A 17,344-nucleotide genomic window follows, 5' to 3' on the forward strand; every position below is an offset into this window, starting at 1 on the left:
TTGCTATTATATAATAGTTACCAAAATTCACGAATAGTAGAAGATGCATTTTTTTGGTAAATACTTTTTTGTTTGTAATCGATTACACAAATGTATTAAAAAAAAGATATTTTGCAAATATTTTAGGATAAAAACAATGAATAGGTGTAAATATTATTGAATTAATATTTTAAAGATATTCAAATAACTGAATATACTGTAAGTATTAGCTTTTCTATAATCAAAAAACAATTATTACTCTTTATTATAAATAAGCAAAATAAATATAAAATAGAGAAAAAATATAATATGTAGAATGTTTTTTATTGTATGATAATTTATACCTACTTTCTATATTTATTAATGCGCAAAATATTTGTTTAAAAAAACCCACTTCAGTTAAGAAGCGGGTTTATAAAAAAGTTAATTTTATTAACTATTACTTTTAGATTAAAACTAAATATTAGTTATAAGCTGGGTTTTGAGGAAAATCTCTATTTTGATTTAAATCTAATGCAGCTTGTGGTATCGGTCTTAAAATTTTAAGATTTCCACCAGCTCCTGCAAAATTACTTTCTTCAATTTGGTTATTATACATTGAAGCTCTTTCAACTAACTTACCAGTACGTTTTAAATCAAACCATCTGTGATATTCACCAAATAATTCTCTCGCACGCTCATCTAATAAATAATCAATATCAAACTCGCCTAGAGTAGCAGGTGTAACACCAGCTCTTCTTCTTACCTCATTTAATCTGGCCAAACCAGTTGTAGGGTTACTTTGTAAATAAGCTTCAGCAGCTACTAAGTATGTTTCACCTAATCTACCAAGAATAATATCCCTAGTACTTGATCTACCTCCAAAAGCAGTAGTTGGACTTGGATCATCAAATTTCTTTACACAGATTACTTCGTAATCTAATGTTACTTGATCTGTCCATTCTGATGAGAACTCTCCCCATTCATGATATTCGAATCCAGGGGCAAGATTTTTAGTTGCTAAATAATTTGCTCTATCTGCTAGAGTAAACCATTGTGGCTCATAAAATTCATTAATAGGTAGGGTTGCATGATCTGCTTTAGGACTTCTATAATATTGAAAGTATGCAGGTCCAGCATAATCGTCATTATTAACATAAAAAATCTCAGTCATAAATGTAGATTCCCAACGTGTGTCGTCTTGAGTAAATAAACTTAAAGCAAAATTTGTTGGACTTGTTGAGTAATCTCTTGCTGGAGCATACCCTTCAACTTCAGCACCTCCAAGATAAGAACCGAAATATGCATATTGTCTACTTCCTAAACCATCATTATCTGAACTAATTGAACCAGCATCAAACTGAACTGAAAAAATAACTTCTTCGTTCATATCATTTCCTGGAGTAAAGACTTCTTCATGAGTTAAGTTTAATGTTTGTCCAGCAATCACTTCATCTGCTAAAGTTGCAGCTGTTGTAAAATCACTAGCAGAACCAAAAGACTCGTATGCTCTTGTTAAGTGTACTTTTGCTAATAAATTTTTAGCAGCTCTTTTATTTACACGACCATCATAAGCACCATTGCCTACTGCAGCAATAGATTCATTTAAATCTGTAATAATTTGAGCATATACTTCTTCTGCCGAATTTCTATCAAACTCTAACACAGCAGTATCAATATAATCAGTTATAGCAACACCTCCATATGTTTGAACTAGTAAGAAGTAAGAAAGCGCTCTTAAAAATTTAACTTCTCCAACTAATTGACCTAAATCATCTGTTTGTTCTGTAATCTCAGAATAATAAACAGCTCTGTTAGCAAGTTGTATAGCGGTATAGGCTGATTTGTATAAATCATCTATAGCACTATTAGTAGAGTTTAACTCGGTATACTCTGCTAAACCTAGATTTCCACGTCCACGTCCTTTTGAGTATAAATCTGTACCTCCAATATATAGCCATGGTGAATCTCCATAAATTTTTCTTAGTTGTGCATAGTTTGCGTTAACCAGAGAATTAAAACCATCTGGTGTTACATAAAAGCTTTCAGCAGAAACACTAGAAAGATTTTCTTCCTCAATAAAATCACTACAAGAAAAAAATGTAGCTATAAGTATTCCAAAAATTAATATTTTTTTCATTTTCTTTTTTTTAAAATTTTAAACTAACACCTAATTGATACGTAGTTGAACTTGGTCGACCTGTTCCTAAACCTGCGGAAGCCCATTCCGGATCCCATCCATCATAATCAGTAATTACAAAAGGGTTTAAAATATTAGCATAAATTCTACATTTACTAATTTTTAATTTTTTAAGTACATCATCATTAAGTGTATAACCTAAATTAATATTCTTAATTTTTGTAAATGAAGCGTCTCTGTAGAACCCAAAATTAGTTCCCCAGAAAGAACCTTGACCTCTAGGTCTAGGATTTGTATTAGATGCTTGTACAGGTAATCCAGCACCATTAGCAGGAACATAATAGCTATCAAAAGCTACTTTTTGACGTCCTCTATCATTCGTATCAGCAAAATTATCATGGAACCTACTTAATACATGTACACCTTGATTTGTTATAGCTGTAATTGAAAAATCAAAATTCCCTACTTTTAAATTTGAAACAATACTACCACTCCAATCAGGAGCTTCAGTTCCTAAAATAGCTCTATCGTCATCAGCGCTAATCTTTCCATCATTATTTAAATCTTTTGGTCTAGCTTGTCCTTCTTTCATTCCGTATGATGCTGCTTCAGCTACTTCATCAGCTTGCCAAATACCATCAAACACATAGTTGTAATTTGCAAAAAGAGGTTCACCAATAAAGAAACGGTTTCCAGGATCATCAACTTCACTTTGTCCATATACAGATTCTAAAGCATTTGTGTTTTTAGTAAATGTAAATGTAGTGGTCCATGATACATTATCTGTTTGAATATTTCTTGTAACTAAACCAATTTCAAAACCTTTGTTACTTACCTCTCCAACATTATTATTGATAACTGGGATTCCAGACTCAATAGGTAAATCTTGTTCAACAATTAGAGCCTCAGATAGTCTGTCGTATACATCTATACTACCAGAAATTCTTCCCTTAAAAAATCCAAAATCAAGACCAAAGTTTAATTCTCTAGTTTTTTCCCATCCTAAATTTTTGTTAGCTATTTGATTTGAAATAAACCCATTAACAGTAGATCCGTCAAAATCGTAATAAGTTTGTGAAGGAATACCGTTCAATGTAGAATAAGGATCTACATTATCACTTCCAGTGTATCCAATACTAGCTCTAAGTTTTAAGTTAGAAATAATGTTGTTGTCATTTAAAAAATCTTCGTTAGAAATTTTCCAACCTAAAGCTAAAGAAGGGAAGGTGTCCCATTGATTTCCTGCTGCTAATACTGAAGAACCATCCCATCTATTAGATGCCGTTAGTAAGTATTTGTCTAAATAAGTATAATTTAAACGAACAGCATACGAACTCAATGTATTCTTTGTAAAACCTGAAGTTAGATTATAAGTAGATTGTGCTCCAGACCCTAAATTATACCAATCTGTCTCAAATGGTTGATTTGCAGATTTAGCAAATGATCTTTCTGTTCTATTTGAATATAAACTTTGAAGTCCTAAAAAGTTAAATACATGATCCTCATTTAATGTATAATTTATATTAAATTGATTATCCCAAGTGTAATTAAAGTTTTCACTATTAGAAATTTGTGAATTATTTCCATTACCACCACCTGCGTTAGATAGCTCTCCATAAGCGATACCAGTTCTATTTGTAGATAGACCAGCAGATAAAGTTGTTTTAAGTGTTAACCAGCTTAAAGGTTTGTATTCTAAAAACATATTAGTAAGTGTTCTCCATTTTCTTTTTTCTTGAGAAGAATTAGCTATTTCTAGCAAAGGGTTTCTTGTACTTGTTTTGTTAAAGGCCCAATCTCCATTAGGATATTTTAATTTTCCAGGTTGAAACCATAGTTCTCCCACTAATTGATTACCATCGGCGTCTATAGCCCAAGGAGAAGTTAAAGGATTTAACCTCATAGCTTCCTGCATGGCTCTATCACTACCTAATTGATCTATTTGATGTGATAATGTAAGGTTTACGCCCGCAGAGAATTTATCATTAATTTTATGATTTACTCCTGCTTTAAACGTATACTTATCAATAGATTCTTTATCAAGTAAACCTTTATCATTTTGCATACCTAAACTTAGGTTATATGACAATCCGTTAGCTGCACGACCAGAAGCCGATATATAATTATTTTGCGAAACACCTGTTTTAAAGACAACATCTGCCCAATCAAATGAATATCCTGCTGCTGCTCTTTTTAATAGTTCAGGACTATTATTACCTGCTAATCTTAAATTATTTTCAGGAGTATCTCCTAATGGGTCATTCTGGTTTAAATAAGCTACTTGATGATATGCCCACCATTCTTCACCAGTCATAAATTCAGGCATTCTAGCTATCTGGGTCATACCAAAAGAACTTTCTACCGATACATTGAAACCTGCTTTAGCCTCAGTACCTCCTTTTGTAGTAACTATTACAACTCCATTTGCTCCTCTAGATCCATATATTGCTGCAGAAGATGCATCTTTTAAAATATCTATTCTTTCAATATCTTGAGGGTTTAAAAAGTCAATAGTACTCGTAGGGACACCATCAACTACATATAATGGAGTTGCTCCTTGAAATGAGTTTTGACCTCTAATAGAAACATCAAATCCATCACCAAGACGTCCTGATTTGTTTGATATAACTACACCAGGGATAGAACCTTGAATGGCTTCAATTGGATTATTAAGGTTTCTTTCAGTTATTGTTTCTGTATCAATACTACCTACAGAACCTGTAAGATCTGATTTTTTTACAGAACCATAACCTACAACAACAACTTCATCTAATAAACCAGCTTCTTCCACTAAACTTATATTTAAAGTAGATTTACTGTTTACTGATACTTCTTGTGTTGTATAACCTAAATAGCTAAAAACTAATATAGCATCAGAACTTGCTTTAAGTGTATAATTACCATCAAAATCGGTAGCAGTACCTGTCGTTGTATTTTTAATAATTACTGAGACACCCGGCAGCGGCATACCTGTTTCATCAGTAACTGTACCATTTATATTCGCATCTTGTGCATAAATTGGTAAGCATAGTAGCATTCCTAGAAATAAGAAATAATACTTAATGTTTTTGTTTGTTTTCATTCTTTTTTGTTTAGTTGTTTTTTTTGTTTGTTTAAATCTTGTTTACAGGTGTTTTTTCACATAGGCACTATTTTTTAATATTAAATAATTGATTTTTTGTTTTTAAATATTTAATAATTACTCATTTTTTTGTACAAAAAAAGCGTAATTAATTATTGCAATCGATTGTATTTAATTATGCAATCGATTGGCTAAAATAAATAAAAATATATATATTGCAACTCGTTTTGATAAAAAATCATAAAATTTAGTTAATAAAAGTATAAACAGTGTTAAAAATTTATATAATGTTTTCTTATCAAAGTAAGTGTCATTATTAATCTATTTTATATGTTATTAATTTTATTAATGTACTTTTGAAAATTCTATCCAAATATTAAAGATGAAAAAAAAGACAACTATATATGATATAGCTAAAAAGCTTAATATTACTGCAGCAACAGTTTCTAGAGCTTTGAATGATAATTCTAAAATAAGTGTAACTACCCGGAAGCTAGTACTAGAGACTGCTAAAGAAATGAATTATGAGCAAAATAAACTGGCTCTAGCATTAAAAAGTGGTAAGAGTTATAATGTTGGTGTTATTGTTCCTAGAATTGATAGTAATTTTTTTGCTTCTGTAATTAGGGGGATTGAAGAAGAACTTTATCCTAAAGGCTATCATGTTATTATTTGTCAAACTCATGATCAACAAAGTTTAGAAATTGAAAATATTAATTCATTATTAAATGCTCAAGTAGATGGTGTTTTAATGTCAATATCTAATGCTAAAACAGAAAATAATAATAATAGTTTTAATAAGTTAATTAGAAAAAATGTACCATTAATATTTTTTGATAGAAAGAAGGATATTGAAGGTGTGAGTTCTGTAACTATTGACGATTATAAAGGTGCTTATGATGCCACTAAGCATTTAATTGATCAAGGTTATAAACGTATAGCGCATTTATCTAATGATCGTTCATTACAAATCTTTAAGAATAGATATTTAGGTTATAAACAAGCTATTATAGATAATGGGCTTGAGTTTGATGAAAGTTTGGTTATTGAAACGATGAGTAAAGTAGCTGAAGGAAGAAAAACAACTAAATTATTTTTAGATATGGATAGGCGACCTGATGCTATCTTTTCTTCAAGTGATTTTACGGCGCTTGGTGCTATTCAAGAAATTAAAGCAAATGGACTTAAAATTCCTGAAGACATTAGTGTTGTAGGTTTTAGTAATGAACCTTTTACAAAATTTATGGAACTATCAATAACATCTGTAGATCAATCTCCTATACAGATGGGAAGAATTGCAGCTCAGGTATTTCTTGAAGAGGTTAATAGTAAAGTAGATAAAACTGAAAAACATGTTGTTTTGGCACCAGAATTAATTGTTAGAAAGTCTTCAAAAAGATTGTCTCAATTAGTTTAATAAAAAAAAAGTTAAAAAAAAATCATGATTATCAATTGATAATCATGATTTTTTTTTGTTTAAAACTCTAATTTTATACTTAAATGTTTTTTTGTGAATATTTACTAAATACAAGAAATAGTAAACCGCAAAGTAACCAAGCTGGAAGGGTTACAAATGATAAGAAAACATCAAATTGTATAGATATAAAATAAAATATTCCAAAACTAATAGCCCAAGCAAATAATACCGATTTGTTAAATTTTATATTGGCATGTTCTGCATAATTTTTAATGATACCATATTTTTTATGGAAGAAATGTTCAAATACTATAACAGCTCCAAAAGGTGCTAAAATAAATCCGTATAAAGCAACGAAACCTAATAGTTTCATAGCAAATGCAGGAAACAAACCAGCTATTGTAGCTATAGTACCAGCTAAAATAGTAACCTTTGCTGTTGATAGTTTTGGAAGTATTGCTTGAAAAGCTAAACCTGCTCTGTATATTGTAGGGTTAGCAGTTGTCCAACCTGCTAATACTACAGCTATAATTCCAAATATACCAATAGCATTATGTGCTAATGGACCAGGAGCTACAGGCGGTGCTTCTCCGTTTGATAAAAAGGCTTGTGCTTCAGGAGATTTTAAGTAAACAGCGTATAATAATGCTGCAGCTATCCAAGCCATATAATGACCTACATACATACCAGCAGAAGTTGTCCATCCAGAACTTGCTTTTTTAGCAAACCTAAAAACAGATAAATCAGACATACCAATATGCATAGCGCCATTAGCAAACCAAGACCATATTAAAACATGCCAAAAAGTAAATTTTATTTGCCCAGGAAATGGGTCAGAACCTTCTCCCCAAATATTCCAAAAATCAGAAAAACTAGTAACACCTAATTGATTTAAAGCAACAATGCCACAAGCAATGAATGCAATTACTATAACAGGAGACATCCAGTTGGCTGCTTTAGATACTGTATCATATCCACGAGCAGCAATTATAGAAATAACAGCACCTATAAGAATAACTATAACAATCCATGTTAATCCGTTTGGCATCGTATCAGATAATTTAGGCATTGGCATATCGAAAGGAATGCCAACTGCGGTAGCAGATACCGTTATCATAGAGCCAGCTAAGAAGCAAAAGAGAATTCCGTTTGCTAAATTATAACCTGTAACAAGGTTTTTACCACATATTTTTTCTAGTTGAAAATATAATGTTAGTCTATTTTTAACAGCAATTTCAGCAGTTAAAAAACGCCAAGATAAAACAGCTAATAAGTTACCTAGTAAAAGGCCAATTATTAAATCGAAGGCACTAACACCTGCTGTTAAAAATAAAGGGCCAATCATGAATTCTGTTCCAGCAGCATGCTCACCAGCATACATACCAAGAAAACTTTTCCAGCCTTTTAATTTTGATTGAGGAACAGGAGTTCTTTCAAACTCACCGCCAGCAATCTCGTCCATTATTTCTTCTTCTTTGTGGTATTGTGTCATAGTTGTCTTATTTAGTTTTGTTGGTTAGTCGGTTTGTTTTTTTGTTGTTATTAAGTTAGAAATTTTTTCCTTAATTCTTCAACTTGATCATCGTTTATAGGAACCATTTCTCCTAATGAGGTACCTAATACAATTGATTTTGCACTAAATTCTGCAACTTCTAGATAATCAAAAGTTTGTAATAATTTATCGCCTGTTATAATCACAGAATCATTTTCAATAATTAAAGCTGTTGTACAGTTTTCTGTAATTTTACTATCTGCATTTGTTTTAAAATGATTGCCATAACTTATAGATGGAATATCTTGTAAAAAGATCCAGCTCTCAGGAATGGTACGTACGTTTAAGTATGATTTAGTAACTCCAAAAGCCATTAAATAAGGCGATTGTGTCATAATTATAGAATTAACATTTGGATTTCTTTTGTAAATTTCTTGATGGATCCAAGTGGCTCTACTCGGTTTTTTACCTTTTTCTCTTTTGCCGTCTTTTATTTGTACAATATCTTCCATTCCCATTTCCCATCTACTAGCATCTGTTGGAGTAATTAAAAAGTCGTTATCTTTCCACCTCATTGATACGGTTCCGTAAGAACTAATCATTAGACCTTGTTGGCAAGAGCGTTGTACAATTTTACATATTTCTAAACGCTTTTCTACCTCATCAGAAGGATGCAAAGTTGTATCCATTTCTGGTATCTTTGTATGAGTTTGGGCTTCAAAGGCATCAATTTGTTTATCAGTTAAGTAATTTGGTTTCCCTATTTGAGAACCATACAATATGGTACTAGCACAGAATTCTAAAGTCTCAAAGCGTTCAAAAGCATCTGTTAAATCACTCCCACCTAAAACGGTTCCGTGATTTTCCATAATAATGGCTTTATAGCCTTTCTTAAATTCTTCTCCAATAACATTTCCTAATTCTTCACTACCAGGTAGTTCATATTTTGCATAACCTATTGGCCCACAAATATGTTTTGCTTGAGAAATAATATTGGTATTAGGTATTTGGCGCACAATACTAAAAGAAACTAGGGCAGGTGGGTGTGCGTGTATTACAGATTTTATATCAGGTCTAGATTCATAAATAGCTTTATGAAAAGGGAATTCTGATGATGGTTTGTGTTTACCAATTATGGTTCCATCTTTTTTTACACAAATAATATCTGAAGCTCTTAAAGAGCCTTTATCTACAGCAGATGGTGTTACCCAAATATCTCCTTCATCATCTATTATAGAAATATTACCACCAGAAGTAGTGGTCATTCCTCTTTTGTAAATTCTACTAATAATTTTAGTAATTTGATCTCTTGGGTGTTCTAATTTAACATTTTTTGACATTTTTTGTTTTTATTTAATAAGGAAACGGGTTCCAAAAAAACAGTTATTAAGATTAAAATACTATTACTAATAGTTATGAAAGGTTAATTAACTAATTATGAATGGGACGTGTTTCTTTAATGAGTAATTCTTTTTTAGAAATTTGGAGTTTAATTTTTTATCAGAAATTGAAATAGCCGCACCTAAAGCAGATCCTAATGAAGAATCTGTAGTTCTTAATTTCATATTTCTAAAATGATGTGATAGTAATTTAACGAAAAGGTCATTATCGCTAAATCCGCCATCTACATATAATCGTTTTATATCATCATCACCAACAACGTCTTTTATGCTTTTTATTTGTAAAAGCACGAGTTCTGTCATAAGCTGATGGTAAGCATCTTCAAAATTATTGTGTGTTATTTTAGTTTCAGAAGGCATATCAATATCAGTAATACCTTCCCATTTAAACATATGATTAAAATCTTTTACAATTTCAAAATATGTATCATAATTAAATTTTACATGACGATGAAAATCTTCAGAAACACCAAATTGTTTTTGTAATTTGTCAACTTGAATTTTGTATTCATTACCTAAAAATAAGCGTGTTGCTTTTACAGGTTTACCATTAATACGCATGTAGTTAATGGAATCTTTATCATGATCTGCAACAATAGGATGATCTGTAAAAGGGTTTAAAGTAATGCTCCAAGTACCCGTAGAAACTAAAATAAATTTTTTCTTTACACTACGTACATAAGGTAGAAGCGCCGCAGAACTATCGTGAATACCAACACCAATTTTGATGCGCTTTCCATTATAGTTCATGTTGATACTAGTTTCAGTTGAAACTATTGTTGGTAATATGCTATTGATTCCTTCTTTATAAACCCACTCGTGATAGTCTTTTTTAGTATAATCCCAAAGCGCTGTATGGCATCCAATACTTGTGTATTCACTTAAAGGAATCCCCGTAAAAATGTAACTTAAATATTGAGGCAAGTGTAATGAATACTTTATCTTTTTATAAACTTCTGGTTTTGTATGTTTTAACCAATATAGTTGTAAACCAGAATTTAAAAGACTTAAATCAAAACAGCCAGACGTAGTTAAGAAAGATTCTCTTGGACCGTATTTTTCAATAAAAGAATCAATAACAGTTTGATCTATTGGTTTTGTATAGTTGTAAAGCGGTGTAAGAACATCTCCGTTTTCATCCAGATGTACAAAGCTAGCACCGTAAGTTGAAAAATTTATGGCTTGTACATTAAATTCTGAAGCTTCAAGAATGCTTTCAAATACCTTTTTTAACCATGCTTGAAGCGCAGGTAAGTTCTCCGTTGGATAACCATCTTCATCTTCAATTTCTTCAAAATGCGTGTATTCTTTGTATACTTCTTTATAATCTTTATCAAAAAGAAAGAACTTTTTATTGGTTTTTCCAATATCAAAAACCGCTGTTACATCTATCATAATAAATATATTATAGTCCTGTTGCTACAGTGTTTTTTCCTCTTTCTTTTATTAATTCATTTCTAACATCTAATGAACGATAAGCTTTTATAGGGCTTAAAGCACCACCTCTTTCTAATCTAGCTTTTTCTAATAACGGTCTTACATCTGTTCTATATGCGTCTTGTAAAATTTCTTGACATTTAACAACGTCATTATTTAATTGTGCCGATTTTAATTGATCTTGATCTATTAAAAGCGCTTTGGCATAAGCTTCTTGAATGGCTTCAAGAGATTGAATTAAATCTTCTAAAGGATCTTTTACATTATGACTAGCATCAATCATCCACGCTAAATCAGGATTTTGTGGATTATTTTGCATACCGTAAACCAGTTCGTTAAAAATTAAGAATAGGGCATAAGGTTTAATGCTTCCAACAGTTAAATCATCATCCCCATATTTGCTATCGTTAAAGTGGAAACCACCTAGTTTTCCTTTAGACATTAAAATAGAAACAATCTGTTCAATATTACTATTTGGTAAATGATGTCCTAAATCTACAAGCGAGTACGCTTTGTCTCCACAAGCGTTTGCTAACATAAACGATGTTCCCCAATCTTGAATTACAGTACTGTAAAAGTTTGGCTCGTAAGGTTTATATTCAATTAACATGCTCCAATCGTTAGGCAAACCTTTATAAATATCTTTTAAGCTGTTTTCTGTATTTTGAAGTGCTGTTTGAAAGTTGTTCTGACCAGGAAAGCATGATCCATCTGCTAACCAAACGGTTAAGCTTTTAGACCCTAATTTATCTCCAATATTTAAAACATCTAAATTATGTTGAATAGCTTGTTGTCTTACAGCTTCACTCGTATTACTTAAAGAGCCATATTTATAACTTTCTTTAGCATTTATTTGATCTTGAAATGTATTAGAGTTTACAGCATCAAATTTAATATCTAAAGAACCAGCTAATTCTTTTATAGCATTATAATCTTCTGGAATATCCCATGGAATATGAAGCGAAACCGCACCAGCCGTTTGTGTTAATGAATGAAGAATTCCAACATCTTGAATTTTTTGTTCTAGGTTTGAAGGTTCTCCGTAAAAAGAAAAACGACCAAAACGTGTGCCTCCAGCACCCAATGCCCAACTTGGTATAGCTACTTGAAAATCTTGTAGTTTTTTTATAATGCTATTAACATTAGCACCTTTTTTTGTTAGTTTATCTGATAAGAAATCAAAATGATCTTGGTGAGATTTAAGATCCTTGCTATTACTGTCTTGAATATGACTTTGTTCTATTTTCATAAGTTTATATCTATTGTCTTATTATTGGTCACGTTTAGCATCCATTTTGTCATTCCCTTTTGGTTTAATATGATACAATGGACGTTTGGTTATGAGTATAGATTATTAAAAAAACTTCCATATATATGTATCCATATGCTATGGAAGTTTTTGACAAACTAAAACTAACTCAAATTTTATTAGCGTACAAATGCATTAGCCATTCCACCATCAACATTAATTATGTTTCCTGTAGATTTATCTAATATTCCTACTAAAGAAAATACGCCGTTTGCGATATCATCAGGAGTGATGATTTCGTTTAATAAATTTCTTTTTGCATAAAATGCTGGTAATTCTTCAACGGTAATACCATTGGCTTTAGCTCTTCCTTCAGCCCAAGCACCTTCCCAGATTTTACTTCCTACAATAACACCATCAGGGTTTACTGTATTTACTCTAATTTTATCTTTTGCTAATTCTGCTGCTAATAAACGAACCATGTGCTGTTGTGCAGCTTTGGCTGTTCCGTAAGCAACATTGTTAGGGCCAGCAACTAATCCGTTTTTACTAGCAATAGCAATATAATTACCACCAAGCCCTTGTTTACGCATAATGGCTGCAGATTGTTTTGCTAAGTCAAATTGACCTTTTACCAAAATACTTTGTAAGATGTTCCAATCTTTATCGGTAGTATCTTCTAAGGCTTTAGAAATTGCTAATCCAGCACTATGAACTATAATATCTACACCTCCAAACTCTATACAAGCCTTATTGTAAGCCGATGCAATAGATTCTGTATTGGTTACATCGCAAATAGCATATGTAGATACATCTCTTTTATAAGTCGCATGTGCTTCTTTTAAGCTATCTTCATTTATATCCGTTAATACAACATTCGCTCCTTCGGCAGCTAATTTATCTGCAATGGCTTTACCAATTCCACCTCCTGCACCAGTAACAAAAGCTACTTTACGAGATAATGGTTGTTCTTTTGGCATACGTTGTAATTTAGCTTCTTCTAATAACCAGTATTCAATATCAAAAGCTTCTTGTCTTGGTAATGATGTGTATGCTGTAATCGCTTCTGCACCACGCATTACATTAATAGCGTTAATGTAAAATTCACTAGCAACACGCGTTGTTTGTTTGTTTTTTGCAAAACTGAACATACCAACACCTGGGTAAATAATAATTACTGGGTTAGGGTCACGCATTGCAGGACTATTATCTTTTTTACAAGTGTTGTAATAATCTGCATATTCTTGTCTGTACTGTTCAAATGCTGGTTCTAATTTTTTAAGAATAGCATCGGCATCAGAAAGATCTTCATTAGTATCAAGTGTTAATACTAATGGTTGAATTTTTGTACGTAAGAAATGATCTGGACAAGACGTTCCCATAGGAGCTAATCGTTCTAAATCATGACTATTAATATATTCTAAAACAACATCATTATCTGAAAAATGACCAATCATGCTTTTTTCTGAAGAGCATAAACCTCTTAATAAAGGCATTAATTGTGCTGCTTTTTCTAAACGTTCTTCTTGAGGAAGACTTTGAACTTTTTGTCCACCAAAAACAGAACCTTTTTCTTTTATTTTTTTCTCAATATATTCAGAAGCTGTTTCAATAACTTCTAAACTATTCATATAACATTCGTATGAAGTATCACCCCATGTGAATAAACCATGACTTCCTAAAACAATACCTCTAATTCCAGGGTTATCAGCTAAACATTTTTCTAACTGAAGTCCTAAATCGAAACCAGGACGTTGCCAAGGCACCCATCCCATAGTATCTCCCCAAATTTCTTTGGTTACTTTTTCGCTATCTTCTGCTGCTGCTACAGCAATAAGTGCATCTGGATGTAAATGATCAATATGTGCAAAAGGTAATAATCCGTGAAGCGGTGTATCAATAGATGGTGCTTTACTATCTAAATCATAAATACAGTGATTAAAAAGTCCAACCATACGGTCTTCATCATCTAAGCCTCCATATACATTTTTTAAATCGCGCAATCTACCAGTATATAAACCAGCAATTCCTGCACGTGTTAAAGTTCCAATATCACCACCAGAACCTTTTACCCACATAACTTCAACGTCTTCGTTTGTTAAAGGGTCTTTTTCTATGGTTTTACAGCTCGTGTTTCCACCTCCGTAATTGGTGATTCTTAAATCTGCTCCTAATATGTTTGAACGGTATAAAAATAAAGCAACTTGATCGTCTTTTAAAGACGCTGCTTTTTCTTCATCCCATAAATAATCTACGTAATTAAATTTTTTTGTGTTTGTATTCATGCCTGCGGTTAAATATTTGATGCTAAAATATATCAACATTAAAATATCTCTATCCTGTACTGTACTGTAATTCTAGAAAAAAATGATTTTTTTATCAGGCTAGTTGTTTTTCTATTTATAATTGAATAGCTTTTAGTTTTTTAGACGTTTGGCTGAATTATTTAAGCCTTTAAAAAGATAGTTAGGCTCAACGCTCCATGTGCTCCAATTACTAGAGATTGTTCAATATCTGCAGTTTTTGAAGGGCCTGAAATAAAAACACCAAAGTCTGTTGAAGATTCTGAAAGTTTATGATAAGCTTGATGCATATATGGTTTAATGTTTTCTTTTGAAAGTACAAAAACAAGATGCTTAGTAATAAAAGGTAAAGCTCTCATAGGAAGGTTTTTGTCGGTAACCCATACGGCTCCATTTTCGGCAACTCCTAAATCGCTTTCAAGAATTAGAATATCTAAATCTTCTAGCTCTTGTGGCTTTTTTATGGTTTCAAAATTAATTGTATTGAAATCTTGTGAGTCTGGTAATGTCGAAAAATTAACAGAAGTATTAGGAATCATTTCTGTTATTTGTTTAATAACATCTTGATTAGATTTGGCCTCTAAAACATTGCCACCTACAACTTCTACTTTTTTAGTAAATTCTTTGATTAAATCGTATCCGTCATCAAATAAAGTTTCATCTATTTGAGGTAAGCTAATAGCTTCTGGTTTGTTTGCCTTTATTCTAGCTAATATTGTATCTCTGCTTGCCATGATTTAATCTTTTTTCTTGTTATTTTCTCTTTCATTATACCACTGATCAAAACTTTGTTTCGGTCCTGTTGGTAAATCTCTAGCTTTCCCCCAAGCATTCGGTTTTGAGTTTATCATAGATTTTGGTAAACTTCTTAAAGACCAACGTGCTATTTTTCCAACTTTTTCAAATTGTGTAGGTTTTGAGAATACTTTACCCATCATTTCCATAGATTTCTTCTTAATGAAAGGCTGTGGTGTTTCTTTTGTAATTATTTGTCGCCACTTATATAATTGCGCATGAATGTCAATTTTTACAGGACACACATCAGAACAAGAACCGCATAAGGTAGAGGCAAATGGTAAAGAACTGTGTTTTGTTAAATCTTTTCCTGGCGATAAAATAGAACCAATAGGTCCTGGAATAGTAGCATCGTAACTATGACCGCCACTTCTTCTGTAAATTGGACAGGTATTCATACAGGCTCCACAGCGAATACAGTGTAATGACGCTCTAAAGTCGGGTCTGCTTAGTTGTTCTGAGCGTCCGTTGTCAACAATTACAACATGCATTTTAGCACCTTTTCTAGGTTTTTTAAAATGCGACGAATAGGTTGTTATAGGTTGTCCTGTTGCAGACCTTGCTAATAAGCGTAAAAACACAGATAAATGTTCTTGTTTCGGAATTATTTTTTCAACACCCATACAAGCAATGTGAACAGGTGCTAAATGTGCTCCCATATCGGCATTTCCTTCGTTGGTACAAACTACAAAACCACCAGTATCTGCAATAGCAAAGTTAACACCAGTAATAGCGGCGTCTGCTTCAATAAATTTTTCGCGTAAATGCTTTCTAGCTTCACCTGTTAAATATTGTGGATCACCATCACAAGGTTTAGTGCCTAAATGTTCTTGAAACAATTCATCTACTTCATGCTTGTTTTTATGAATAGCGGGTAGTACAATATGACTTGGCGGTTCTTTTGCTAATTGCACAATGCGTTCACCTAAATCAGTATCAATAACTTCAATATCATCAGCTTCTAAAAATGGATTTAAATGACATTCTTCCGTAAGCATCGATTTACTTTTAACAACTTTTTTGGCATTGTTGTCTTTAAGAATTTTATGTACTATTTGGTTGTGTTCTTCACCATTAGCAGCCCAATGTACTTCTATGCCATTTTTTTTGGCATTTTCTTCAAATTGAATTAAATAAGAATCTAGATTAGATAACATATGTGCTTTTATGCCATGACCTAAGTTTCTTAATTCCTCCCAACCTTTAACTTGGTGAACAGATAAATCTCTTTTATGCCTAACAAACCATAAGGCTTTGTCGTGCCAATCGACTCTTTTTTCATCTTTATTAAATATACTGGCTAGTTGTGAATGACTCATAGTGGTTTTATTAGAAGTTACTGTTTAAAATTTCAGCAATGTGTAAAATTTTAAGGGGTTGATTATTACGATTTACTAAACCTTCTAAATGCATTAAGCACGAAGTATCTGTAGCCGTAATAACTTCAACACCACTTTCTAAATGGTCTTTAATTTTATCTTTCCCCATTTTTACAGAGATAGCTTCTTCGGTAACAGCAAATGTGCCACCAAATCCGCAACATTCATCGCTTCTTTTTACAGGCATTAATTCGGTGCCTTTAACTTCTTGTAAAAGAGTTTCTATATATGAAAAAGAATCGCCAACAACTTCAGAACAAGAGCCTAATCTTAATCCTCTTAGTCCGTGACAACTTTTATGAACGCCTACTTTATGAGGAAATGAGGCGCCAACATTTTTTACTTTTAAAACATTTAAAATGAAATCACATAATTCGTAAACATTATTACGAATCTTAGTGACTTCATCAGTTTGTGGAATAATATTGTAATGTTTTTTAACGTGGTAGGCGCAACTTCCAGAAGGTGTTACTATATAGTCAAAATCTTTAAAGTTATCTACAAAATTATTGCATGCGCCTTCAGACTCGTATTCATACCCTGAATTAGCCATGGGTTGTCCGCAACAGGTTTGCCCTGAAGGATATACCACATCGACGTTTAGTTTTTCTAAAAGCTCTAAAGTAGCCTTTCCTACTTGAGGGTATAATTGATTAATATAACAGGGTATGAATAAGCCTACTCGCATGATT

11 protein-coding genes are annotated in these 17,344 nt (G+C 32.1%); 1 reads left to right on the top strand and 10 read right to left on the bottom strand.

Features of this window, described 5'->3' with window-relative positions:
• Window positions 1-442: 442 nt before the first annotated feature.
• Together ACH5TX_RS17155 and ACH5TX_RS17160 are read right to left on the bottom strand one after the other, a co-directional pair.
• Window positions 443-2,098, bottom strand: a complete 1,656-nt coding sequence (locus ACH5TX_RS17155) for a RagB/SusD family nutrient uptake outer membrane protein (protein WP_439340720.1) — start codon at window positions 2,096-2,098, stop codon at window positions 443-445.
• A 10-nt stretch (window positions 2,099-2,108) separates the two neighbouring features.
• Window positions 2,109-5,180, bottom strand: a complete 3,072-nt coding sequence (locus ACH5TX_RS17160; RefSeq protein WP_439340721.1) for a SusC/RagA family TonB-linked outer membrane protein — start codon at window positions 5,178-5,180, stop codon at window positions 2,109-2,111.
• A 382-nt stretch (window positions 5,181-5,562) separates the two neighbouring features.
• Between ACH5TX_RS17160 and ACH5TX_RS17165 the strand changes: the two genes are divergently transcribed.
• Window positions 5,563-6,597 (top strand): LacI family DNA-binding transcriptional regulator, encoded by a 1,035-nt coding sequence (locus ACH5TX_RS17165; RefSeq protein WP_439340722.1) that lies wholly within the window; start codon window positions 5,563-5,565, stop codon window positions 6,595-6,597.
• A 79-nt stretch (window positions 6,598-6,676) separates the two neighbouring features.
• Here the strand turns inward: ACH5TX_RS17165 and ACH5TX_RS17170 are convergent, their stop codons facing one another.
• The 8 genes from ACH5TX_RS17170 to ACH5TX_RS17205 form a co-directional block, all read right to left on the bottom strand.
• On the bottom strand, window positions 6,677-8,089 hold the full coding sequence (locus ACH5TX_RS17170) for a purine-cytosine permease family protein (RefSeq protein ID WP_439340723.1): 1,413 nt from the start codon (window positions 8,087-8,089) through the stop codon (window positions 6,677-6,679).
• A gap of 50 nt (window positions 8,090-8,139) precedes the next feature.
• Complete coding sequence (locus tag ACH5TX_RS17175) at window positions 8,140-9,429, bottom strand: class II aldolase/adducin family protein (RefSeq protein ID WP_439340724.1); 1,290 nt, start codon at window positions 9,427-9,429, stop codon at window positions 8,140-8,142.
• A gap of 87 nt (window positions 9,430-9,516) precedes the next feature.
• Window positions 9,517-10,884, bottom strand: a complete 1,368-nt coding sequence (locus ACH5TX_RS17180) for an FGGY-family carbohydrate kinase (protein WP_439340725.1) — start codon at window positions 10,882-10,884, stop codon at window positions 9,517-9,519.
• 10 nt (window positions 10,885-10,894) lie between these two features.
• The gene (locus ACH5TX_RS17185; RefSeq protein ID WP_439340726.1) at window positions 10,895-12,175 is read right to left on the bottom strand and encodes a sugar isomerase; all 1,281 of its coding nucleotides are present in this window, start codon (window positions 12,173-12,175) and stop codon (window positions 10,895-10,897) included.
• Between the two features lie 179 nt (window positions 12,176-12,354).
• Window positions 12,355-14,460 (bottom strand): bifunctional aldolase/short-chain dehydrogenase, encoded by a 2,106-nt coding sequence (locus tag ACH5TX_RS17190; RefSeq protein WP_439340727.1) that lies wholly within the window; start codon window positions 14,458-14,460, stop codon window positions 12,355-12,357.
• Between the two features lie 161 nt (window positions 14,461-14,621).
• A complete protein-coding gene (locus ACH5TX_RS17195; protein WP_439340728.1) occupies window positions 14,622-15,212 on the bottom strand; it encodes a LutC/YkgG family protein in 591 nt (196 codons plus the stop codon).
• 3 nt (window positions 15,213-15,215) lie between these two features.
• On the bottom strand, window positions 15,216-16,592 hold the full coding sequence (locus ACH5TX_RS17200; protein WP_439340729.1) for a lactate utilization protein B: 1,377 nt from the start codon (window positions 16,590-16,592) through the stop codon (window positions 15,216-15,218).
• Window positions 16,593-16,602: 10 nt separating this feature from the next.
• Window positions 16,603-17,340 (bottom strand): (Fe-S)-binding protein, encoded by a 738-nt coding sequence (locus ACH5TX_RS17205; protein WP_439340730.1) that lies wholly within the window; start codon window positions 17,338-17,340, stop codon window positions 16,603-16,605.
• Window positions 17,341-17,344 lie beyond the last annotated feature (4 nt).

Origin of the sequence: Thalassobellus citreus, from assembly GCF_044385915.1 — a bacterium.
GTDB classification, from domain to species: Bacteria; Bacteroidota; Bacteroidia; order Flavobacteriales; family Flavobacteriaceae; genus Thalassobellus; species Thalassobellus citreus.